Genomic DNA, 22,828 nt, shown 5'->3' with positions numbered 1-22,828 from the left:
TGGAGGCGATCGATTCCTTTCAACACATTTTCAGAACCCTTTTTCAAATTTTCCGCAGGATAGGTGGAGAGTTTTCTAACTTCATTGGAAATTATTTTGAAAACCACCTTACCAGCCAATTAGGATGAGAAGATATTTGTTGCTGCTCGGATTGATTTCCTTTTTTTCATGTACAAACAAGGAAGATTCCACTCCCTTACCTAGGATTGCCATTGCCGGATTAGCGATAGAATCCAGTACATTTTCACCTGCCAGATCCACTGCTCAGGCTTTTCGGGTGCGGACGGGGGAGGAAATTTTTTCCTATTATCCCTTCATGGAGCCTGATTCTGCGAATCGAAAGCGCGCAGAATGGTTCCCGACTTTGAGAGGCCATGCAATTCCGGGAGGAATGGTGACCCGAGAAGCCTATGATTCACTTGTGGGCGTCACGCTGGAAATGCTCAAGCAAAACTTGCCTTATGATGGGCTATTTTTTGACATTCACGGGGCAATGAGTGTGGAGGGATTGGATGATCCGGAAGGGGATTTCATTATCAAAGTAAGAGAAGTTGTCGGGCCTGAAACCTTAATCTCAACCTCCATGGATTTGCACGGGAATGTTTCTCCACGACTTGCCGAAAACTCTGATTTGATCACTTGCTATAGAATGGCTCCTCACGAAGATGCTTTGGAGTCGAAAAAAAGAGCAGTGGACAATCTTTTGGAACGATTGGAAAGCGGGAAGGGTAAGCCCAAATTCAAGGCATGGATCCCGGTTCCGATCCTTTTGCCGGGAGAAAAAACCAGTACTCGAATTGACCCCGGAAAATCGCTTTATGCTAAAGTAGATCCGGAGACCCAAAAAGATGGTGTGATTGACGCAGCAATCTGGATTGGGTATGCCTGGGCCGATGAACCCCGGAATCATGCGGTAGTGATGGTCACCGGAGATGACGAAAAGCAGGTAAAAGAGAGTGCTGAATATTTGGCAAAAAGATTTTGGGACGTCCGCAATCAGTTTGAATTCGTAGCGCCTGTGGCTTACTTGGATGAAAGCTTGGAAATGGCCTTAAAAAGTGAGAAAAAGCCATTCGTAATCTCTGATATGGGAGATAATCCCACAGCAGGTGGTGCAGGAGATGTCACTTGGACCTTGAATGAGATACTGAAGAGACCTGAGTTTAAAAGCGAGAATGGACCCGAGCTGATTTATGCTTCAATTCCAGGGCCAGAATTGATTGAAAATGCATTGAAGGCCGGAGTCGGGAATCCTGTTCAGGGAAAAGTGGGTGCGATGGTGGACGATCGATTTGCACCGCCGATTTTGCTGAAAGGAACTGTAGCTGCCATCAAGGAGGGAGACAAAGATGCTGACGTGGAAGTGGTAGTCAAGGTAGGCTCTGTAAATGTAATCGTCACCAAACGCCGGAAGCCCTATCACCATGAAAAGGACTTTACAGACCTCGGACTAAGCCCGCGAAAATCTGATATTGTGGTCGTCAAGATTGGATATTTGGTGCCCGAACTCTACGACTTGCGCGGGGATTGGGTGATGGCTTTGACTCCTGGAGGAGTGGATCAAGATTTGGAGAGACTAGGCTACAAGCGAATCAATCGACCGATGTTTCCCTTGGATAAAGATATGTCTGAACCTGATTTAAGTGTGAGATGGATTAAATCCTCCGGTTCAAAATAAATCAAAGGGGAGTGCTTTTTTTAGGATCAGAAAGCTTCCCCAAATGTAAAATAGAATTGAAAAGGCTCGCCGGGCGAATGGGCAAGATCCAGTCTCAGGTTGAGCTTTTTTTCTTGATTCAATTGAAATCTTCCTCCTACGCCATAGGTGATCTTGGTGAGGTTGAAATGAAGAGGGTTTTCACTTGAAAAAGCGTTTCCGGTTCCACCAAACGCTACAATTCCCCACCTAGGAAGAAATTTGTAGCGGTATTCAGCCTGCAATGCGAAAAGATTCTTTTCCCGGTATTTGCCTTCAAATAAACCTCTGAGGAGCTTGTTTCCGCCTAACATTGGCAGGGCGAAAAAGGGAACATCTCCAAAAGTGATTTCAGAAAATGCTTGTGCTGCGAATACTTGATTTTTTCCAAGAGGGAGTATTTTTCTAAAGTCAGAAATGGCTCGAACGTAAGAAAACTCCCCTCCAAAAATCCCCCCAAATGCTTGAAGCCCGGCTTCAAAATAGACTCCACTTTCAGGGTAGAGTTGGTTGTTTCGGGAGTCATGGAGAATCAAAGGTCCCAAACCGGAATTTCTCCCGCCTTGACTTCCGATAATTTCTCCATTAGCCAAGGCCCCGTCTTCCTGAAGCTCAAAAATATTCATGCCGTCAAAACGAAACCCTCCTCCTAAAAACCAGTTTTTTCCAATGTTTCGGACATAGTTGAATCTAAGTCGAGGGAATTTGGCAGAGTAAATTTCTTCCGAGTCCTGATTGACATTCATTCCCTGTCCGAAATAAAAAAATACATAGTCGTACCATCCCATTTCCCCATACCATAAAGACCGATTCTTAGGCGAAAAAATTCTCCCACTGACGTAGCTTAAAAACTGATTTCTGAGTGAGTAGGCAAGTCCCGCTGTTAGCTGACTCTCATAAGTGGTAGATATGCTATCCAGGTTAAATGTGCTGACTCCCCCAACTCCAAATACCCATTTTGTCTCAGGAGTAAAGTAAACCACAGGGAGAACGGCAAAAGTCATTTCTTTATCCATTTTCCTTTCCGCCATTTGAGAAAATACCGGGTTAGTCAGGGCATTTGAAAAAATAAAAATGAAGAGCAGGAAAGAGGTTGACTTTTGCATATCAAAAAATACGAAGTGAACCTCTATTTCCGATGACTAAAGAGGCTTTACCTCCTTAGCGTAATTTTTCATTGTCCTGATGCCTGTTAGCATCTCGGATATTTTTTTTCTCGAAGTTCTTTTGGAGAGCTTGAGTCAGATCGACTCCCGTTTGATTGGCCAAACAGATCAAAACCCATAATACATCTGCCATTTCATCTCCCAAATCCTTACCCTTATCCGATTCTTTAAAGGATTGTTCTCCATAGGTTCTGGACATAATGCGGGCAAGTTCCCCGACCTCTTCCATCAGGATGGTCATATTGGTTAGCTCGTTGAAATACCGAACCCCCACTGTTTTGATCCATTGATCTACAAGATTCTGAGCCTCTGAAATGGTAATTTCCTTTATATCCTTATTCATTTCTGGTATTTATTGGACGGTAGGTTAACTTCATAATTTCTGAAGAAGTTGAACAAATTGATCAATTTCTTCCTCAGAATTATAGATATGCGTTGACACCCGAATAGCATTCAATCCAGCTTCGTGGATTTGCCGAACTCGAAATCCATTTTTGGAAATTTTTCGGTTTAACTCCTCGGCAGGAATAGAAGGGGACCGAAAAGTAATCATTGGAAGTCTGGATTGAGGTTCTTCTGGACTGAGAATTTCAAATGAGGTTCCTAGATCCTTCATCTGTTCATAAAGTCTTTGATTCAAAGTTCTTAACCGATCTTCAACTTTTTGCTTTCCAATTGCAGTGTGGAAGTCCGCTGCGGCTTTCACTCCTGCATACAAGGACTTGCTTTGGGTGCCATAATCAAACCGATGGGCTGTATCCACATATCCTTTCAAAATCGGAGGAGAACTCAGCATATCCCATCCAAGATCTGAATACCCACCGATCTGTAAGGCTTGAAGCTCGTTCAATTTTTCTTTTTTCACATATAAAAAGCCTGTCCCGCTAGGGCCTAAAAGCCATTTATGAAAGCAACCCGCGTAGAAATCACATCCGAGTTCATGAAGGTTTAGGTTAAAAGTACCCGCACCATGTGCACCGTCAATGGCTGTATAAATCCCTTTACTTCTGGCATAATCTGATATTTCCCGGATTGGAAATACCAATCCGGTTGTACAGGTGATATGGGGAATTGCGATGACCTTGGTCCTCGGACCACAAAGGGATTTCACGAGGTCTAGATTCTCTTCTTGGGTGTTTGCAGGGCTGAAAGCTTTCAAAATAATTCCGTCCAATTTGGCTCTGTTGAGCCAGGGCAAGGCATTGCCGGCGTGGTCGTGAGTTGTGAGAATAACCTCATCTCCTGCTTTCAACGGAAGGCCCCAAGCCATGATGTTAATCCCCTCTGTGGTGTTGTGAGTAAGACTTAATTCCTCGGTTTGACAGTTTAAAAATTCCGCAATTGCAATCCTTTCCTGATCAGTATTTCCATACTCTCCAGTGGTACTGACCAATTGATTGATGGCTTCAACTTTTTCCAATACTGGAAATGGAGCTGGTCCAAACGTGCCATTGTTGAAATACACTCGGTTTTTGGTCAAGGGAAAAGTTTCTCTGACCTGGAACCAAAATTCCGGATCCGGGAGGGAAAAATCGAAATTTGGAGGCTTGGATTTTATTTTCATCCCCAAAATACTAGGCAAGGCTATGCTCAATCCTAATTTTTGGAGAAAAGAACGACGTGGATTCATGGATTTTTGGTTTGGAGTAAAAAGCTAAGGAATCCTCAGTTTTATGCCTTTCCATTTATCCAAAATTTTAAAATTTTCTACTTTGAATAATCGAACATTGGTCAAATTTCGGAAATTAGAATCTTGACCTCGGACCCAATGATGAACCCTAAACCCGAATCTGTTGAGCAGTATTTAAGCTGGTATGAAGAACCCAAAAGAGGGAAACTGGATCAAATGAGAGCCATTTTAAAAAAGGCTTTGCCTGAGGCAAAAGAATTGGTCAGTTACCATATGCCGGCCTATAAGACCTCGGAAGTTTTGGTTTATTTCTCTGGAGCCAAGAATCATTTGGGCTTCTATCCCACCAATTCCGGGGTGGAGGAGTTTAAGAAAGAACTTGAACCTTACGTTACCTCCAAAGGGGCGATCCAATTTCCCTATGAAGAGCCATTGCCAGAGGAATTGATTATTCAAATTGCTCAGTTTAGGCTGGAAGAAGCCAAATTCAGAGCTATCTTGAAAAAGAAAAAGTAGTCTGTTCTAATCTGAAAACTCGGTCTACTGAGGGAGGAATATCTTCGGAATAATGACTCACGTAGATTAGGGTAACGTTTGAGAAAGACAGGATTTTCTCGATGGTATCTTTGAAAATTACCCGCTGGATTTCATCCATCCCCTGAGACGCCTCATCCAAAATTAGCAGTTTGGGTTTTTTGATTAGGGCTCTGCCTAGAAGAGTCCAGCGCTGTTGTTCCAAAGGGATCCTTTGAATTGGAGTTTGGGCAAAGGACTCCAACTGAAATACTGAAAGCCACTTTTCCACTACTGACTCTTGGTCAATAGTGGGTTTTTTATACAAACCCATGGTGTCGAAAAGGCCAGAGGCGATGACTTTATATACAGTTTGGTTCGTGGGGAAATACCTAACCAACTCCGGAGCCACAAAGCCAATCGGCTTTTTAAGCTCCCAAATACTTTCTCCGCTACCTCGCTTCCGTCCAAAAAGCCAAAAATTTTGGGAGTAGGCTTGAGGATTTTCTCCAATCAACAGGCTGATCAGGGTAGATTTTCCAGATCCGTTTTTTCCTTTGAGCTGCCATTTTTCACCTGATCTTACTGTCCAGTCGATTTCATTCAAAATGGTTTTCTCACCATAGCGTATGCTGACTTTGTCCAGACGAATTACTTCCTCTTCGATGATATTTTCCTCTGATAACAAGGTTTTCAATAAAGGAAGATTCCAAGGTAAATGGAGTGAGGAGAAGTGGTCAGTGGGGTAGTTTTCCTTTTCCCAGATCTCAGAAATACCTTCACCTCCCAGCTTTGCTACGTGGGTGATTCCATCCGGAATTTCTTGGGATCCGGTCGTAATCAATACGTGAATTCCGCTCGCTATGATGGCCTTCAAAAAGTCTCCAAATGCTTCCCGGCTTTCTACATCCAGCCCAGTCATGGGTTGATCCATCAGGTAGATTTTGGGTTGCTTCATGAGCCCTAAAGCCAACGCCAATCGTCGAGTTTCACCATTGGAGAGTTTCAAAATTGAGGAGTCCAGGAGGTGTTCTAAGCGCAATAATTTTGTGACCTTTTCGAAATTCCATGGACCTGAAATTTCGGGGGAATTGTTCAGAATATATTCTTTGACGGTATCGGCTTCTTCGGATTCAGAGCTGTTGAATCGCTGTTGGAAATAGAAGTTTTGGAGGTTGGATTTGTTCTTGAATTTATACTGCTGCGAGACATAAGAAATCAAATCCCGGAAGCTGTGAACTTTACCTTCGGAAGTTTTTTGGCTCACATATTCCTGTGCAAAATCCAACGAAATCTTTCCCTCCGGCAGGTGTGTAGTCCCTCGAATAGTTTCTAAAAATGCGGTTAATTCTCTCCCAGAATTTCCTGTAAATGCCCAATGCTGTCCTTCTTCCCAAGCAAAGCTTAGATTTTGAAAGGTGGTTTTTCCCAGATGATTTACGCTAGCCCGACTTATTTGGAGAATCAGATTGGTTTTCAAAATCTTAGGTTTGAGATATAGTTTTGAAATTATAGCTTTTCGTCTGGAATTGAAAAGATTAGCCGATTGACTTTAATTGGAGGTATAAATTAATGTTGATAAAATATTGATAACCATAATAAAAAAGGCTTTTACTGAAAGTGTCAATAAAAGCCTTTTTTCTTAATCATTCGGATAGGGGACGTACACAAAACTGGTAAATGCCCCGTCAATCACAAAGAGGCAGCAGAACTCATCCGGGTCTTTGTATGCTTTTTTGAAATCCTCCAAAGCCTCTTCGGAGATCAGTTTCCTTTGGACAAATTCATCTACATAGGTGATGAAATAATTCCAGTCCAAGTTCTTTTCAGCTTTGCCGATAAAGATCTTTCCGATAGGTTGCATATCCTTTGAAATGGGGAAAATGGGATAGTCCGAAAATCCCCGTGACTTGACCTGGTAGGCGGCCTCTTTGAGGACGTCGGAGATCTTCACAAAATCGCTGGTGATCGTGCCGAGATACTTCCCGTTAAGTTCTGGATCGTTGAAATCTGAGATCATGGTTTAAGGGTTAAGCGTACTACATTTTCGACATGATAGGTCTGTGGAAACATATCCACCGGCTGGATTTTTTCCACTTGGTATTTTTCCCCCAACAGGGCTAAATCCCTTGCTTGGGTAGCGGGATTGCAGGAGACGTAAACGATGGTCGGAGCCTCTAGGCGAAGTAGCATTTGTACCACCTTTTCATCCATTCCTGCACGCGGTGGATCGGTGATGATCACATCCGGTTTGGCATGGGAAGAAATGAATTCCTCATTGAGAATTTCTTTCATGTCTCCTGCATAAAAGAGTGTATTTTCTATCCCGTTGATTTGGGAGTTAAGCTTCGCATCTTCGATGGCAGCCTCTACATATTCCACTCCGATCACTTGCTTGGCTTGCTTGGCCACAAAGTTTGCGATGGTACCTGTTCCGGTATAAAGGTCATAAACCACTTCATCGCCCTTGAGCTGGGCAAAATCACGAGCCACCTTGTAGAGTTCGTAGGCCTGCTTGGAGTTGGTTTGGTAAAAGGACTTTGGTCCCACTCGGAACTTTAAGCCTTCCATTTCCTCCTCGATGTAAGGAAGACCGGAATAGGTCACCAATTCCAAATCGTGGAAAGTTTCGTTGCCTTTGGTATTGATCACATAAAGCAGGGAAGTGATTCCTGGGAATTTTTGTTTCAAAAACTCCATCACAAGCCTGATTGACTCAGGGTCATTTTCTCCAAACTGGACGATAACCATGGTTTGTCCGGTGCTAGTAGTCCGGATGATGAGATTTCTCAAAAGGCCAACTTGCTCCCGGATATCATAAAAGTTGAGCTTATTTTCCAGCGCAAATTCTCGAAGGGAATTCCGGACTTCATTGGAGATTCCACCTTGGAGATAACAATGTTCGATGTCGATGATTTTATCAAACATTTTGGGGATATGAAATCCCAGCGCATTTCGGTCAAATTCTTCTCCGGAGCGGATTTGGTCGAGGGTCAACCATTTTTTATTGGAAAAAGTAAAATCCAGTTTATTGCGGTAATACTGAGTGTTGGCAGAACCCAAGGTAGGAGCAACTTCGGGAATTGGAACTTTGGCAATTCTCTGGAATTGATCCACTACTTGTTGACGCTTGTAGTTTTTTTGAAGATCGTAATTGATATGCTGCCATTTGCAACCTCCGCAGGTGCCAAAGTGCGAGCAGAATGGTTCAATCCGGTCTTTGGAATACTCATGGAAATTAATGGCTTCTCCTTCCATAAAGGAGCTTTTCCCCTTGGTAATCCGCACATCTACCACGTCCCCCGGGGCCACATTATTCACAAACACCACCTTCCCCTCATGATGACCCACGCATTTGCCTTCGGAGGCGATGCGCTCAATCAAGAGATTGGTGATGACCTTATTTTTCATTTTTCTCGACATGGCCGCAAAATTAGGGAAAATGAAGGACATGATGATTAGAAACACGACGCCCCTCTGGGGCTACAATCAAAACACCCCTCCGGGGCTAGAATGACAACACTTTGCTCGAGCTTCAATCAGAAGACTCCGCTGGAGTTGGATTTTGTTTGGTTCAGCGCCAGAGGCGCGTTCTGGTTTTAGAAAAAATATATATTGGTGAGGAGCTCCAACGGAGCGATTTGATTCAATATTTGAAATCAATGAGTTTTTTAAGATTATAGTAATTGATTAAGGTGTTTGATATCAAATAATTGAATTATGGCGAATACATATCACCAAGTTTACATTCAGCTGGTTTTTGCTGTTAAAGGAAGGCAAAGCTTTTTAAAATCCGATTTCAGGCAGGAGTTTTTTAAGGTAATGTCTTCCATGATTAAAAGCCTTGGCCATTTCCCCATCATTGGCAACGGTATGGCTGACCATGTTCATTGTTTGGTTGGTTTAAATCCAGACAAAAAAATTTCTGATTTAGTGAAGGATTTGAAAGTTGACTCAGACCATTTTTTGAAAGATAAAAATTGGGCTCCGGGAAAATTTCAGTGGCAAAATGGATAAGGGTTTTCTCCTACTCCAAGTCTCATTTGAACAACGTTTACAATTATATTTTGAATCAGGAAATTCACCATCAAAAAAGGAGCTTTGAGATGGAATACAAAGCCTTTTTGAAAAAATTCGAGATTGAATTCAAGGAGGAATATTTGTTTGAATTTTATCCTGAAGGAAATCAAATTATATAATTGGGATAGATTTTTGGTCAATTAAAACGCCCCTCCTGGGCTACAATCAGAACGCTCCTCTGGGGCTACAATGAAAACGGCCCTCCTGGGCTACAAACACAACGCTTCAAAGGAGCTACTATTCTAATGGTTTTTAAAAGCTGTTCACCTCCTTTCCCTATCTTTACCCTCAAATTTTACCCATGAATTTCAAAGACAAAGTCGTCATTATTACCGGTGCCACTTCAGGAATCGGTGAAGCTTGCGCTGAAGTATTTGGTCGGGAAGGTGCCAAAATCGCAATTACCGGCAGAAATCCAGAGAAACTTCAAGCTTCCTTGCTTAAACTCCAGTCAAAAGGCATCGAAGCAATTTCCATTCTTGCTGACGCAGCCTCAGAACAGGACAACCAAAAGATTGCAGCGGAAACCATAGCCAAGTTTGGTCGCATTGATATTCTGATCAACAATGCGGGGATTTCCATGCGGGCTTTGTTCCAGGACTTGGATTTGGAGGTATTCAGAAAGGTCATGGATACCAATTTTTGGGGTACCGTTTACGCCACCAAGTATTGCCTTCCAGAGATCCTCAAGTCCAAAGGATCGATCATTGGAATTTCTTCCATCAATGGATACCGGGGCACTCCGGCTCGGACGGCTTACACAGCCAGTAAATATGCCATGAATGGCTTTTTTGAATCACTTCGCACTGAGGTGATGAAACAGGGCGTTCATGTGCTGGTAGTAGCCCCTGGCTTTACCTCCTCGAATATCCGCAATACCGCTTTGACAGCAGATGGCTCTTCTCAAGGAGAATCTCCACGTGACGAGGCCAAAATGATGAGTTCTGAAGAAGTAGCCGAACACATCCTGAAAGCTACCCTGAAACGCAAACGGGACATCGTCTTGACAACCCAAGGCAAATTGGCTGTTTTTCTAAATAAATGGATGCCGGGAATTCTGGACGGAATTGTCTATAATCAGATGGCCAAAGAAAAAGACTCGCCTTTTAAATAAATGCCCGAATCCGTATTTCAAACCTACCTCAATCGGCTCAATGACCTGTCTGCCAAAAACAGGCTCTTGTATTTGCCCCGATTGGAAGGATTTGGAATGGTGGATGTTCGGGAATTTGATTTTTTGACAGGATTTCCCGCTTTTGATATTCTCAGACAGTTGATTCAGGGAAAAAAGGAAATCAATCTCATTCCCGAGATTGACCCAAGGGTAGGAGAGTCCAATCAGCTCTCCAAAAAATTAGGCAGGTTGGCAGTCCGTGACCAATTGACCCAAGAGGAAACAGGCGAGCAGAGTTTGTACCTAACTTGGTTGTTTGCCGAAGGAAAGCTTCCCAATGGACAGGTTCTAAGAGCTCCATTGCTGTTGAAGCCGATTTCATTGGACCGGAAGAAGGGTAACTGGATTTTGCAGTCCAAAGATCACTGGCAGTGGAATCCAGCTTTTTTGCTGGCTTGGAGACATGCCGTGAAAACTTCTTCAGAAAGCTCGGTGACTGACGGAATGCTTGAAGATCTTCCTTCGGATACCACTGAATTCAGAACAAAACTCAGCTCCCTAATTCAGGAAAATTTTCCCATTCAGGTCCAGTCCAACATTTTTGAAGATCAGATTTTATCGTATCCGAATTCTCAGATCTCCTTGGATCAAGAGCGCATGGAGGATGGGAAAATGGCGCTTAGACCCTATGCTGTCATGGGTCAATTTGCTCAGAAGTCCAGCTTTCTTTTTTCGGACTACGAGGAGTTGATTCATAGTCATGGAGAGGAAAGCTTGGAAGACCTTTTTCAGTCCTTTTTCAGTGTAAAATCTGAGCAAGCAATCATCCGGGAGGAAAACTTGTTTCCGGTATTTCCATTGGATGCTTCCCAAGAAAATGTGTTAAAACAGGTGCGCCAGGGAAAAAGCTTGGTCGTGGAAGGCCCTCCCGGAACCGGAAAATCTCAATTGATCGCCAATTTGGTTTCGGACTATATTGCCAGAGGAAAAAAAGTCCTGGTCGTTTCTCAGAAAAGAGCAGCCTTGGATGTGGTGTATGAAAGAATGGCTCAGCAAGGCTTTGGAGATTTTTTGGCTTTGGTTCATGACTTTCAGGGTGATCAAAAGCTTCTTTTTCAAAAAATCAAAAAGCAGATCGATTCCATCGATAATTACCAAGAACAAAACCGTGGGATTGATTCCATTCATCTGGAAAGAGAGATTTCTCTTCTTTCCCGAAGCATTGCCCGACTGGAGGAAAAGTTTGAGGAGTTTCGAAAGGCTCTTTTCGACGACCAGGCTGCTGGAATTCCTATCAAGGCCATGTATTTGAAGGCCAATCTTAATGGCTCGTCAGTAAAATCTTCGGATTTTCTTCAGTTGAATTTTGTTCAAGCAAGCCAATTTGAGCATGATTATGCCGTTTATGCTACTTATCAGAGAACATATGCTGCAGGTTTTTGGGCGGACCGGATTTCTTTTTCCAAACTCAATCCCAGTGATTTTACTCAGGTAAGCCAAGCCTTGAACGGCTTGGAGGAATTTAGAAAGCAAGTAGGAAATAAGATTCCGGGAAGGGAGTTTTTATCCTTCTTGGAAGAATATTTCAGAAAACAAGATTTGGTTTCCAAAGTGACCAAATTTATTCAGCTATGGCAGGCTCATTCAGACCAGAAGGCGGCTTTTTCTATTCTTTTTTCCAAGCAGGAAAAGATAAAACTCCAATCCTTTAGAAAATTCCTTGTTCAGGCAACCGAGCAAGAGCGAGGATTTCGGTTTGATTTCCAAGGTGACCACCAGTCAATATTGGAGGAAGTTAAAACTGCTCTCCCTTTGGTAAAAAGCTTTTGGGGAAAGATTCAATTCACTTGGAAAAAATCAAGTTTCGGACATCTTGTGGACCTTTTACAGCGTCATCAGCTGAAATTTGAGGAAGAGAAACTGCTTGAAATCCAAGGTGAACTTCAGTCAAGGATTTCCCTTCAGGAGGAGTTGGATTCCCTGGAAAAACCACTCCAAATACAATTGAGTGGAAATTCAGAGAAAGATCTCAACACCCTAAATTCGGTATGGGACCTTTTGGAAGCCTGGAATCAGATTCCTGAAGTGTATTCCTTTCAGGATTGGAAGACGATGGGATCTACCCGATTTGGGGAAAGCCTAGAAGAGCTGAGGGGGCTTCTAGATATTTTGGAAAAAGAGCAACTTTCCTGGAAGGCTCATCTTTCCACCAATCAAATCCTAAAGGTGTTTAAACTGAGTTTGGAGGAGGCTTTTCCTGAAAATCCTCTAATCTGGAATTCCGTTTTTTCCGAATTGGTAGATTTTGACCGGTTTTTAGAAGAGTGGAAATTCATGGGATTGGGTCAAAAGCTTTGGGAGGAATTTGAAGGGCTGGAGGCCCAAATTCAGGCTTTTTGGAATGGGTGGTTTTTGGCTTGGATAGAAGAGATCGAGCGAAGAAATCCTGTTTTAGGAGAGGCAGGAAGTTTTAAGTTTTCTAGGGAAATGGAGGAATTGAAGCATTCCATTCTGGAAAAAAGGAAGATTTCCGGCCAGATGGCTTTGCTTCGCTTAAGGGAACAAGTCAGCGATGGATTGGAATTTAACCGCCTGGGCAACCGACTGACTTATCGCGAACTTCATCATCAAGTATCCAAAAAAAGACAACGCTGGCCCGTTCGTAAATTGGTTCAGGAATTGGGCGATGAGATATTTCGCCTACTGCCGTGTTGGCTGGGAAGTCCGGAGACGGTTTCTGCTGTTTTTCCGATTTACGACTACTTCGATTTGGTGATTTTTGACGAAGCTTCTCAATGTCCTGTGGAGCGGGGTTTACCGGCGATGCTTCGTGGGAAGCAGGTAGTTGTTGCAGGGGATTCCAAACAGTTGAGACCATCTGATTTCTATCAAATCAAATGGGAAAGTGAAGAGGAAGGGTTGGAATACGAGGCGGAGTCTTTGCTGGAATTGGCTGGATTTTATTTTGAAACACACCATCTGAAAGGGCATTATCGGTCTGCAGATCCGGCCCTGATCCATTTTTCCAATAGCCATTTCTATGAGGGAAAACTGGAAACTTTACCGGAATATTCCCTCAGCCAGTCCGGAGAGACTCCTTTTTATTGGGAAAAAGTAGAAGGGGTTTGGGAAAATCAGATCAATCGAATGGAAGCTGAAGCTGTATTGGAGAGAGTGAAAAGGATCCAAAAAGACTATCCTGAAGACTCGATTGGGGTGGTGACTGGGAATTATTTTCAAATGGAACTGATCCGGGAAAGGCTCTGGAAGGCGGGAGTTCAGGAATCTCTCCTTAAGGTGAGAAATATCGAAAATGTCCAAGGGGATGAGTTTGATCAGGTGATTCTTTCGTTGGGCTATGCTCCAAATCGGGAAGGAAAACTGGTGACCAATTTTGGGCTTTTGGGGAAATCAGGATCTGAAAACCGCCTAAACGTGGCGATTTCCAGAGCAAGGAAAAAGTACCATGTCATTTCTTCGATTGAACCGGAAGACTTTCGAGCCGGGCAACTTCAAAATCCCGGACTGTCCTTACTTCGGGAGTTTTTGACTTTTGTGCGTGAGCAGAGCCTTCGAAGGGATATTCCAGTTCCGGGTGTTCTGGTTGCAGAATTCGAAATTAATTGGAGCTTGAAAAACAAACTTTTAGAACAAAATCAAAGCTTTTCTAGGCAGATTCCATCAGCAGTGATGGATTTGGTATTTTCCGACAAGCAAGGACAGCTGGCAGTATTGACCGATGATCAACGTTTTTTCAATGCTTCCAGTGCAAAAGCTGCCATGGCCTTTCATCCGATTCTGTTGGAGGAAAAAGGATGGAAGTGGTTTTGGAAGTGGAGTAGGGAGAGATTAATTAGGAATTAGGAATTAGGAATTAGGAATTAGGAATTAGGAATTAGGAATTTTAAATTTTGAATGATTTATAATTCAATAATTTCAATATATTGAATTAATGAATGAATAATAATTCATTATTTTATAAAAATCTCAATTCTCAAATCTCAAATCTCAATTCAGTATTTTTTGTATGAAATATCATACCTTATTGGTAGATTTGAGTAATAATGAATGATAAATCATCCATGGATATTACTCAGCTATCAGACACTGCCATTCTTCAATTGATCGGGGATTTTGTCAAAAGGAAGCGAATGGATCTCAATAAAACTCAGGATACCTTATCCTATGAGGCAGGGATCAGCCGCTCTACGCTCAGTCTATTAGAGCGGGGCGAAAAGGTCAACTTGATCACTTTGATTCAGGTTTTGCGGGTATTGGATCAGTTGCAGCTCCTGGAGATTTTTGAAGTAAAGCAGCAAATCAGCCCGATCGAATACATTAAGCTTCAGAAAAAGCATGAGCGGCAGCGGGTTCGTAATTCAGATATGGCAGCGGATAATCCACCTTCAGAATGGTAATTGCAGCGGAGATTTGGCTTTGGGACAAACTTGCGGGTGCGATACTTTATGATCCTGCTCAGCAATTGACCAGTTTTGAGTTTGACCGGGGCTTCCTGAAATCAGGATGGGATATTGCTCCGGTGATGATGCCTTTGGCCCAAGGAAAGCGTTTCTATTCTTTCCCGGAACTCAGAAAAGACAGAAATGACCCCTTTGATACGTTCAAAGGTTTGCCCGGGCTGTTGGCTGATATGCTTCCTGATAAATATGGCAATCAGTTGATCAATGCTTGGCTGATCCAGAATAGCCGTCCCACTGATAGTCTAAATCCGGTGGAGTTACTTTGCTTTATCGGGAAAAGGGGAGTAGGTGCCTTGGAAATAAAGCCATCACTACGTCAGGAATCTGCCAGAGCGAGTCTATTGGAACTGGAAAGTTTGGTGGGAATAGCCCAAAAAGTGCTGAATAGCAAAGAAACTTTTCGGACAGATCTTTCGAAAGAGGAAGAGGCCGCCTTGGCGGATATCCTGAAAATAGGCACCTCAGCGGGAGGGGCTCGTGCCAAGGCAGTTATTGCTTTTAATCCGAAAACAGGAGAAGTAAAGAGTGGTCAAGTCAAGGCTCCCAAGGGGTTTTCTTACTGGATCATCAAATTTGATGGAGTTCATGATTCCCAGTTTGGAGCTACGGTGGGATACGGTCGGGTGGAAATGGCTTACTACCTGATGGCCAAAGAAGCCGGAATTGAAATGAATGAATGTCGGCTTTTGGAGGAAAACGGTCGTGCTCATTTTATGACCAAACGATTTGATCGGACGGATTCTGGCGAAAAAATCCACATGCAGAGTCTCTGTGGTATCCGCCATTTTGATTTCAATCAGGTGGGTGTTTACAGTTATGAGCAGGTTTTCGAAACCATGCGGAAGCTAAGATTAAGCTACCCTGAAGCAGAGCAAATGTTTATCCGAATGGTTTTTAATGTTTTGGCCCGAAACTGTGATGATCATACCAAGAACTTTGCGTTTTTGATGGATCAAAGCGGAAAATGGACGCTTTCTCCTGCCTACGATATTTGCCATGCCTACAGGCCCGGTAGCCTTTGGGTGAGCAGTCAATCTCTACAAGTCAATGGCAAGAGGGAGGCAATCACTGATTTGGATTTTCTGGAAGTCGCCCGGAAAATGAACATCAAAAAGCCTGAGGAAAAAATAGAACAAGTCCGCAAGGCCATTCAGCGCTGGAAGGAGTTTGCTGAAGAGGCGAAGGTAGAGCCTAGATTAAGAGATTCGATTCAGCAGACTTTGCTGGTTTAATTCCTTTCCCAAAATCACATATATCCCACAAGCTTATACATCGTAATCCCAATCCATTCTTTAAACAGTTTGGTCCAATACTCCAAGGAGAAAGGGTCTGGAAATAGGAGAGAGGGTATGTCGTATTTGATGTCGTGGGAATAATAATCGGTGGGAAAGGTCGTGGTCTTTAGGCCAACTTTATCAAAGCAACCTTTGGCTCGGGCCATATGGAAAGCTGAAGTGATCAGGATAAATTCCTGGGATAAAGGAATACCTTTCTGGGCCAAAAAGTCTTTGGTGAACTGCGCATTCTGAGCAGTGTTTTTGGCTTGGTCTTCGATCCAGATATCTTCTTCTGGCATTCCGGTCATGATTAGAAATCGCTTGAGTAATTCAGCTTCAGTCTGCGGATTGGAAGGATTAAGTCCTTGTCCACCGGTGATTAGGATTTTTTTGATTTTGCCCATGCGGTAGAGTTGGAGGGCATGGGTGATTCGATCAGCGCCTTTATTGAAAAAAGTCCGGTCATAGGCCGTCTTGCTCATATTCGTTACTCCGGTGAGGACAATGCCGATTTCATGACTTTCTATTTCTTCAAAAGATTTGAATTCAGGTTCCCAAGCCAATAAGGCCAGATTGGAAAGAAAGGGATTGGTGAAAAAGAGCAAAAGACCTATTCCTGTCCAAAGTAATTTTTTGCCCCATTTTCTTCGGATATAAATTGCTCCAATGATTATCAAAATCAACAGAATGGTTAACGGCATGGCCAAAAAACTTAAAAACTGGGAGAGGTAGAAGAACATGGGTGTTTGAATAGTTTCAGATTTGGCAAACTTAATTTAAAGTGTTTTTTTAGTTCACAATTTCTTTGAATAAACTAATGCGAAGGACACAACTCAAAGTAAGCTTAACAATTTTAGCTTCAATTTTTTTATTGGCATGTAATCCCAATCAAAATAATGACATGTTGATTTTTTCAGCATGTGATACAGATTCTCCTAGCCAATCCAAAAAAGAGGAGTTTTCTGTGGCATTAAATTATTGGCTAGAGGAGAATTCTTTGGAAGAATTTTTCCTTGAAAAACCAAATAAATGGAAAGACTCGAAAGCTTGGAGAGAAAGAAAAGGATTAATCCAAAATGAACCGATTTTGAAGTGTATTTCGGAGAAGAAAAAGGCTGCATTTCTTTATATTCCAAAGTCCCGTTTTAAAAAGATTCCAATTGGTCATGAGTACCTCAAGTTTTATATAGTCAATAATACTAATGAGCTTTTATCAATTCCTTCCATTGATAATACCATCGGAAATATTCGTTCGGAAATTTCAAGCGATCAGAGGAGTTGGTTAAGATTTCAGGAAGAAACCCCTGATCCAGGATTTATATGTGGTAATAGCTTTTGGGAGGATGAACTTAAGCCTGGAGAATTCATTGAAATAAATCTCGAAAGTGATTTCATGGGATTTGGCGATTCAACAGTTAATTATCGAATCAACTTTGTTCTAGGTGAGGATACCTTGGTTTCTAATACCATTCCGGTTAATCTTCTGGATTTTCAATTAAAAATTTTTTCACCAAAAACCGAAGAAAAACCCATCTAATCGGCTCCTTACAGAACAGATGTTGTTTACATTACCTATTGTCAGGTGTTTTATGGGTTTATAAAACATTTTAGTAATTCTTTCTATTATCAATCTTCCTTAATCTGATTTGGAAAGCTATTTTTGACCATGCTTTCAAATCAGCCTAACCTATTGCCTTTATTGGAAAAACTTGCAGCCCAACTCGAGGGCAATTTGCAGTTTGACCAACTCAGCCGAACCCTATACGCCACCGATGCCTCTGTTTATCGGGAGATGCCTTTAGCAGTCGCTTTTCCCAAGTCTGAGTCTGATATCCAGAAACTGATTCAGTTTGCCAATGAGAACGGCACTTCCTTGATTCCCCGAACAGCAGGTACTTCTCTGGCTGGGCAATGTGTGGGAAACGGGATCGTAGTGGATGTCTCCAAGCATTTCACCCAAATCTTGGAATTCAATAAAGAAGAAAGATGGGTTCGAGTGCAGCCCGGTGTGGTTCGGGATGAACTCAATCGCTTTTTGAAGCCACATGGATTATTTTTCAGTCCGATCACTTCTACCGCCAACCGGGCGATGATCGGAGGAATGGTGGGAAACAATTCTTCCGGAACGACTTCCATTGTCTATGGGGTAACTCGGGACAAGGTGATTTCTCTTAATACCATTCTCAGCGATGGACAAAAGGTCGTTTTCGGAGAGATCTCTCAGGATGAGTTCGATCGGAAATGTGGGCAAAAAGATCTGGAAGGAACCATTTACCGTCAAATCTTCGATGAACTCAATAATCCTGAAGTCCGAGAAGAAATCCACACTCAATTTCCTAAAAAGTCCATTCACCGTCGAAATACCGGCTATGCAGTGGATGAATTGTTGAAAGCGGAGCTTTTCGAAGGCAAAGAAAAATTCAACTTCTGTAAGTTGTTGGCTGGTTCAGAGGGAACTTTGGCTTTCACAACCGAAATCAAAATTAGCTTGGATCCCTTGCCCGATCCAGTTGAAATCGTAGTGGCTGCTCACTTTGAGACCATTCACGAAAGCATGAAGTCCGCTCAGGTCGCCATGAAGCATCCTGCAACTGCGGTGGAACTGATGGATAAAATCATCTTGGATTGTACCAAAGAGAGCATAGAATACTCCAAAAACCGCTATTTCGTAGAAGGTGATCCCGAAGCATTGTTGATGATTGAGTTTCGAGGAAAAACCCTTGAAGAAGCCATGGCAAAAGGAGAGGCGCTTGTGACTGACCTGAAAGCAGGCGGTTATGGCTATGCTTATCCCATTATCGAACCCGAGAAAGTAGCCTCAGCTTGGGCTCTTCGTGCAGCAGGCCTGGGCCTTTTGGGAAACATTCCCGGCGACCCTAAAGCAGTGGCTTGTATCGAAGACACCGCGGTGGATATAGAAGACTTAGCCGATTACATCGATGAAGTCGATGCCATGATGGAAGGCTTCAACCAAAAGCCTGTTCACTATGCCCATGCCGGAGCAGGCGAGATTCACCTACGCCCCATTTTGGATTTGAAAAAAGCTGAGGATGTGGAGGAGTTTTATAAGATTTCCTTGGCTTCTGCCCAATTGGTGAAGAAATATCAAGGTTCACTTTCTGGGGAACATGGAGATGGTAGAGTGCGCGCTGCTTTTATTCCGCTGATGGTCGGAGAAAAGAATTATGAGCTTTTCCGCCGAATCAAATACACTTGGGACCCCAAAAATATCTTCAACCCCGGCAAAATCGTGGATGCCGCGCCGATGAATAAATTCCTACGCTACGAGCCTGGGATGAAAACTCCGGAGCACAAGTCGATTATCGATTTTTCCAATGTGGGAGGGATTTTGCGTTTGGCTGAAAAATGCAATGGTTCTGGGGATTGCCGTAAACTTCCGGGTTCCGGCGGAACCATGTGTCCGAGCTATATGGCAACCCGAAATGAGAAAGATACAGTCAGAGGCAGGGCGAATACGCTCCGTGAGTTTTTGACTTTGGATAATAAGGAAAACGCCTTTGACCATCCTGAGATCAAAGAGGCTTTGGATCTATGTTTAAGCTGTAAAGGTTGTACCGCTGAGTGTCCTTCCAATGTGGATATGGCAAGTATGAAAGCGGAATTTCTCTATCAATACCAGAAAACGCATGGAGTTCCTCTTCGATCCAAGGCATTTGCCTATATCAATGAATTGAATGAGCTGGGTTCCAAAGTTCCTGGAATCGCTAATTTCTTCCTGAGCAATTCCCTTACTGGGGGGCTAATGAAGTCCATTTTGGGAGTGGCTCCAAGCCGTCATCTTCCAGAAATCAGTCCAATTGGTCTAAGAAAGTGGTACAAAAAGAACTATGCCTCTCTTGATGGACCAGCTAATACCATAAAGTCGGTGTACTTCTTTGTTGATGAGTTTACTAATCACAACGATACTCAGATAGGCATCCTTGCGATTTCTTTGTTGAAGAAATTGGGCTATGAGGTTAAGGTAGTAGATCATGAGGAGAGTGGTCGTTCGGCTCTTTCCAAAGGCCTTTTGGAAAAAGCAAAGAAGCATGCCGAGGCCAATGTGCGAATTTTTGAAAAACTGATTGACGGGAATACTCCTCTAATTGGTCTGGAGCCTTCAGCAATTTTAAGTTTCAGGGACGAATATCCTCGAATTGTAGGAAAAGAGTTGGTAGAAGGGGCGAAGAAACTCAAGTTTCATGTAAAGCTGATCGATGAGTTTCTTGGTCAGGAAGTAGCAGCTGGAAATATCAGACCCGAGCAATTCACGGACAAGATTCAAAAAATCAAGTTGCATGGGCATTGTCATCAAAAGGCTCTTTCTTCTCTGACTTGGACGCAGAAGATTCTTTCTCTTCCGGCAAACTATTCTGTGGAAACCATCCCAAGCGGCTGCTGTGGTATGGCTGGTTCTTTTGGCTATGAAGCGGAACACTTTGAAGTTTCTCAACAAGTTGGAGAGTTAGTGCTGTTTCCTGCAGTGAGAAAAGCCGAAGCAGATACGCTGATCGCTGCTCCAGGAACTTCCTGCCGACATCAGATTGCGGATGGAACTGGCCGAAAGGCAAAGCATCCGGTGGAGATACTTTGGGAAGCTCTTGCTCAATGAAAATTTGAGATTTGAGATTTGAACCTTAGGGCCGTTCTTATCTAATTATCCTGCTTTTCCAGAAGTAGGATTTATGGATTTCCAGTCGAAAAGCTTAATAGGATGAAGAATAAAAACCTTCGGATACGGCCTTAAAATTTCAAATTTCTAGTAGCAGGTTAAATTGAATTGGAGGTTTTCTTTACCCGAATACTAAAAAGCAAAACCATCAAGAAGCAAAGAAAAGGGAGTATAAAGGAAAAATTGACTTCCGGCACTCCAAGGATAAATAAATCCGTGTAGCCTTTTCCACCCAAGTCCAAAATCATTCCTTGGAGGGTAGGCATTATCGCCCCTCCTACAATGGCCATTACCAAGTAGGCAGCAGCAAACTTGGAATCTTCTCCCAAGCCTTCTAAGGCAATTCCGTAAATCGTCGGGAACATCAGAGACATGGCAAAACTAATTCCCACCAAGGAGTACAAACCCGTCATGCCGGGAAGAAAAATAGCTCCTAAAGTAAAGGTCATTGCCAAAATTGAAAATCCCGCCAGCAGTTTCGCAGGAGGTAAGTACCGAAGCAATGCTGTGCATATCCATCGGCCGGCTAAAAACACACCTAAGGAGGCATAGGCATAATTCACCGCATCGTAATTTGAGATCCCTATCGACTCGGCATATTGGTAGATGTAGGTCCAAACCATAATCTGTGCACCTACATAAAACATCTGTGCCAAGGTTCCTTCCACAAAATTTCGATTTTTCAAGAGTCTTTTCATGGTGGGGATAAAATTGATTTTCCCTTGAGAATCCTTGTTTTCCGGCATTTTCGCCAAGGCAATGAGCACTAGGATAGCCAAAACAACCAATCCTAGAATCACATAAGGGTCACGGATGACCATCAGGTCATTGCTTTTTACCAGAGCTTTGGCAGAGGCATCTAATGTTTCATAAATGAGATTTCCCTGTTCGTCGAGATTATTGGATTGAAGGGAATTCAAGATAAAGGTTTTGGCGACAAAAAGGCCCGCCAATGCGCCCATGGGGTTAAATGCCTGTGCCAAGTTGAGTCTTTGCGTAGCGGTGGCCTCAGGCCCCATGGAAAGGATGTAGGGGTTGGCGGTGGTTTCTAGAAATGCCAAGCCAAAAGTCAAAATATAGAGAGCCGCCAAAAAGAACCCATAACTTTCCCAAGAAGCTGCTGGGTAAAACAATAGCGCTCCAAAGGCATAAAGCCCTAATCCAAAAAGGACGCCTCTTTTATAACTGTACTTTTTGATGAAAAAAGCGGCCGGAAGTGCCATGGTAAAATAGCCACCGTAAAATGCCAGCTGCACCCAAGAAGCCTGAGTATTATTTAATTCCAAAACTCGCTTAAATGCCGCCACCATGGGATTGGTTATGTCATTGGCAAATCCCCAAAGGGCAAATAAGGAAGTAATCAGGATGAAGGGGAGAAGAAGGTTTTTTGGGATTAAGGCAGGTTTTTGGGTCATAGGGATCGGTCAAGATGGGTGTATCCACCGTCCACATAGAGATGCTGTCCGGTGATATGAGAGGCTTTTTCAGAAAGGAGGAAAATGGCCATCGCTGCGATTTCCTCAGGAGTGGTCATTCGTTTTCCCAAAGGTATTTTTTGGTTGATTTCCTGAAGTTTTTCTTCCGGATTGGAAAATGACTTGATCCAGGATTCGTACATCGGGGTATAGACTTCTGCTGGTAAAATTGCGTTTACCCGGATTTGGTAGGGGAGAAGCTCCACCGCCCATTCCCGGGTAAGGGCAAGCTGAGCCCCTTTGGCAGCAACATATCCGGAAGTTCCGCCCTGCCCCGTGACGGCAGTTTTGGAGGAGATGTTGATCACAGCTCCTTGAGTTACTTTTAGAGCGGGAAGGGCATAATGAACCAAATAATAGTAATGGAAAAGATTGTTTGCGATGGATTGGGTAAAAAGCTCAGGAGTCCCTTTTTCCAAGCCCACTCCATCATTTGCCCCGGCGTTATTTACAATTCCATCTATTCTTCCCCATTTTTCCAGTGTTTTTTGGATGACTTCCTGGGATTGCTCCGGGGAAAAAAGTCGGATGGGTAGATGAAGAGCTTTCCCTTGGGCCAAATCCAATAATTCCTTCCCTTCTTTTTCTGAAGGGTCAACCATGACCGGAATGGCACCTTCGGCAATCAATCCCTTTGAAATTGCACCTCCAATTCCTTTTGCACCTCCGGAGATGATGATGACTTTGTCTTCTAGGTTTAGGTCCATAGTTATTCAGGCTTATG

General features: G+C 43.1%; 18 protein-coding genes. 9 read left to right on the top strand and 9 right to left on the bottom strand.

Going from position 1 to position 22,828, the window contains the following annotated elements; translation table 11 throughout:
* The first annotated feature begins 124 nt into the window (after positions 1-124).
* Positions 125-1,678, top strand: coding sequence for a M81 family metallopeptidase (locus G458_RS0101495; protein ID WP_026950333.1), 1,554 nt, complete (start codon positions 125-127; stop codon positions 1,676-1,678).
* A gap of 26 nt (positions 1,679-1,704) precedes the next feature.
* Here G458_RS0101495 and G458_RS0101490 read toward each other — a convergent pair whose 3' ends face one another.
* The 3 genes from G458_RS0101490 to G458_RS0101480 form a co-directional block, all read right to left on the bottom strand.
* The gene (locus G458_RS0101490) at positions 1,705-2,727 is read right to left on the bottom strand and encodes a BamA/TamA family outer membrane protein (RefSeq protein WP_169719245.1); all 1,023 of its coding nucleotides are present in this window, start codon (positions 2,725-2,727) and stop codon (positions 1,705-1,707) included.
* A 130-nt stretch (positions 2,728-2,857) separates the two neighbouring features.
* On the bottom strand, positions 2,858-3,205 hold the full coding sequence (locus tag G458_RS0101485) for a nucleotide pyrophosphohydrolase (RefSeq protein ID WP_245579213.1): 348 nt from the start codon (positions 3,203-3,205) through the stop codon (positions 2,858-2,860).
* A 30-nt stretch (positions 3,206-3,235) separates the two neighbouring features.
* Positions 3,236-4,492, bottom strand: a complete 1,257-nt coding sequence (locus G458_RS0101480) for an aminotransferase class V-fold PLP-dependent enzyme (RefSeq protein WP_026950330.1) — start codon at positions 4,490-4,492, stop codon at positions 3,236-3,238.
* Positions 4,493-4,630: 138 nt separating this feature from the next.
* Here G458_RS0101480 and G458_RS0101475 point away from each other — a divergent pair, with 138 nt between their 5' ends.
* Positions 4,631-5,008: an iron chaperone gene (locus tag G458_RS0101475; protein ID WP_245579212.1), complete on the top strand. Its 378-nt coding sequence runs from the start codon at positions 4,631-4,633 to the stop codon at positions 5,006-5,008.
* Here G458_RS0101475 and G458_RS0101470 read toward each other — a convergent pair.
* The 3 genes from G458_RS0101470 to rlmD form a co-directional block, all read right to left on the bottom strand.
* Positions 4,986-6,485, bottom strand: coding sequence for an ATP-binding cassette domain-containing protein (locus G458_RS0101470; protein ID WP_026950328.1), 1,500 nt, complete (start codon positions 6,483-6,485; stop codon positions 4,986-4,988). The genes G458_RS0101475 and G458_RS0101470 overlap by 23 nt on opposite strands.
* Positions 6,486-6,647: 162 nt before the next feature.
* Positions 6,648-7,025 carry a hypothetical protein gene (locus G458_RS0101465; protein ID WP_026950327.1) on the bottom strand — a complete coding sequence of 126 codons (378 nt, stop codon included), beginning with the start codon at positions 7,023-7,025 and terminating at the stop codon, positions 6,648-6,650.
* Complete coding sequence (gene rlmD, locus G458_RS0101460; RefSeq protein ID WP_026950326.1) at positions 7,022-8,428, bottom strand: 23S rRNA (uracil(1939)-C(5))-methyltransferase RlmD; 1,407 nt, start codon at positions 8,426-8,428, stop codon at positions 7,022-7,024. Before rlmD ends, G458_RS0101465 begins: the two co-directional genes overlap by 4 nt.
* A 297-nt stretch (positions 8,429-8,725) precedes the next feature.
* On the opposite strand from rlmD, the gene G458_RS21935 reads away from it, so the two are divergent.
* The 5 genes from G458_RS21935 (at position 8,726) to G458_RS0101435 (ending at position 15,912) form a co-directional block, all read left to right on the top strand.
* Entirely contained in the window at positions 8,726-9,022 is a 297-nt protein-coding gene (locus tag G458_RS21935; protein WP_245579211.1) for a transposase, read from the top strand.
* 364 nt (positions 9,023-9,386) lie between these two features.
* A complete protein-coding gene (locus tag G458_RS0101450; RefSeq protein ID WP_026950325.1) occupies positions 9,387-10,199 on the top strand; it encodes an SDR family oxidoreductase in 813 nt (270 codons plus the stop codon).
* Positions 10,200-14,063, top strand: a complete 3,864-nt coding sequence (locus G458_RS0101445; protein ID WP_026950324.1) for an AAA domain-containing protein — start codon at positions 10,200-10,202, stop codon at positions 14,061-14,063. It abuts the gene before it with no gap.
* 200 nt (positions 14,064-14,263) lie between these two features.
* Positions 14,264-14,617 (top strand): helix-turn-helix domain-containing protein, encoded by a 354-nt coding sequence (locus G458_RS0101440; RefSeq protein ID WP_035467540.1) that lies wholly within the window; start codon positions 14,264-14,266, stop codon positions 14,615-14,617.
* Positions 14,611-15,912, top strand: a complete 1,302-nt coding sequence (locus G458_RS0101435; RefSeq protein WP_026950322.1) for a type II toxin-antitoxin system HipA family toxin — start codon at positions 14,611-14,613, stop codon at positions 15,910-15,912. The genes G458_RS0101440 and G458_RS0101435 overlap by 7 nt, the downstream gene beginning before the upstream one ends.
* 14 nt (positions 15,913-15,926) lie before the next feature.
* Here the strand turns inward: G458_RS0101435 and G458_RS0101430 are convergent, their stop codons facing one another.
* Positions 15,927-16,697, bottom strand: a complete 771-nt coding sequence (locus G458_RS0101430) for a YdcF family protein (protein ID WP_026950321.1) — start codon at positions 16,695-16,697, stop codon at positions 15,927-15,929.
* Positions 16,698-16,762: 65 nt separating this feature from the next.
* Between G458_RS0101430 and G458_RS0101425 the strand changes: the two genes are divergently transcribed.
* Complete coding sequence (locus G458_RS0101425; RefSeq protein WP_211234612.1) at positions 16,763-17,494, top strand: hypothetical protein; 732 nt, start codon at positions 16,763-16,765, stop codon at positions 17,492-17,494.
* 129 nt (positions 17,495-17,623) lie between these two features.
* On the top strand, positions 17,624-20,569 hold the full coding sequence (locus G458_RS0101420; protein ID WP_035467538.1) for an FAD-binding and (Fe-S)-binding domain-containing protein: 2,946 nt from the start codon (positions 17,624-17,626) through the stop codon (positions 20,567-20,569).
* Between the two features lie 158 nt (positions 20,570-20,727).
* On the opposite strand, the gene fucP is transcribed toward G458_RS0101420, so the two are convergent.
* Positions 20,728-22,044 carry an L-fucose:H+ symporter permease gene (gene fucP, locus G458_RS0101415; protein WP_026950318.1) on the bottom strand — a complete coding sequence of 439 codons (1,317 nt, stop codon included), beginning with the start codon at positions 22,042-22,044 and terminating at the stop codon, positions 20,728-20,730.
* The gene (locus G458_RS0101410; RefSeq protein ID WP_026950317.1) at positions 22,041-22,811 is read right to left on the bottom strand and encodes an L-fucose dehydrogenase; all 771 of its coding nucleotides are present in this window, start codon (positions 22,809-22,811) and stop codon (positions 22,041-22,043) included. Before G458_RS0101410 ends, fucP begins: the two co-directional genes overlap by 4 nt.
* Positions 22,812-22,828 lie beyond the last annotated feature (17 nt).

Source organism: Algoriphagus mannitolivorans DSM 15301 (assembly GCF_000429425.1).
Lineage (GTDB): Bacteria > Bacteroidota > Bacteroidia > Cytophagales > Cyclobacteriaceae > Algoriphagus > Algoriphagus mannitolivorans.
The sequence above is the reverse complement of the archived record's forward strand: the minus strand, read 5'-3'. Positions and strand labels throughout refer to the sequence as shown.

Coding starts and splice junctions, on each gene's coding strand:
- G458_RS0101485 (WP_245579213.1), bottom strand. CDS start 3,205: ATGAATAAGGATATAAAGGAAATTACCATTTCAGAGGCTCAGAATCTT.
- G458_RS0101450 (WP_026950325.1), top strand. CDS start 9,387: ATGAATTTCAAAGACAAAGTCGTCATTATTACCGGTGCCACTTCAGGA.
- G458_RS0101410 (WP_026950317.1), bottom strand. CDS start 22,811: ATGGACCTAAACCTAGAAGACAAAGTCATCATCATCTCCGGAGGTGCA.
- rlmD (WP_026950326.1), bottom strand. CDS start 8,428: ATGTCGAGAAAAATGAAAAATAAGGTCATCACCAATCTCTTGATTGAG.
- G458_RS0101465 (WP_026950327.1), bottom strand. CDS start 7,025: ATGATCTCAGATTTCAACGATCCAGAACTTAACGGGAAGTATCTCGGC.
- G458_RS0101495 (WP_026950333.1), top strand. CDS start 125: ATGAGAAGATATTTGTTGCTGCTCGGATTGATTTCCTTTTTTTCATGT.
- G458_RS0101430 (WP_026950321.1), bottom strand. CDS start 16,697: ATGTTCTTCTACCTCTCCCAGTTTTTAAGTTTTTTGGCCATGCCGTTA.
- G458_RS0101440 (WP_035467540.1), top strand. CDS start 14,264: ATGAATGATAAATCATCCATGGATATTACTCAGCTATCAGACACTGCC.
- G458_RS21935 (WP_245579211.1), top strand. CDS start 8,726: ATGGCGAATACATATCACCAAGTTTACATTCAGCTGGTTTTTGCTGTT.
- G458_RS0101480 (WP_026950330.1), bottom strand. CDS start 4,492: ATGAATCCACGTCGTTCTTTTCTCCAAAAATTAGGATTGAGCATAGCC.
- G458_RS0101490 (WP_169719245.1), bottom strand. CDS start 2,727: ATGGCGGAAAGGAAAATGGATAAAGAAATGACTTTTGCCGTTCTCCCT.
- G458_RS0101445 (WP_026950324.1), top strand. CDS start 10,200: ATGCCCGAATCCGTATTTCAAACCTACCTCAATCGGCTCAATGACCTG.
- G458_RS0101420 (WP_035467538.1), top strand. CDS start 17,624: ATGCTTTCAAATCAGCCTAACCTATTGCCTTTATTGGAAAAACTTGCA.
- G458_RS0101475 (WP_245579212.1), top strand. CDS start 4,631: ATGATGAACCCTAAACCCGAATCTGTTGAGCAGTATTTAAGCTGGTAT.
- G458_RS0101435 (WP_026950322.1), top strand. CDS start 14,611: ATGGTAATTGCAGCGGAGATTTGGCTTTGGGACAAACTTGCGGGTGCG.
- fucP (WP_026950318.1), bottom strand. CDS start 22,044: ATGACCCAAAAACCTGCCTTAATCCCAAAAAACCTTCTTCTCCCCTTC.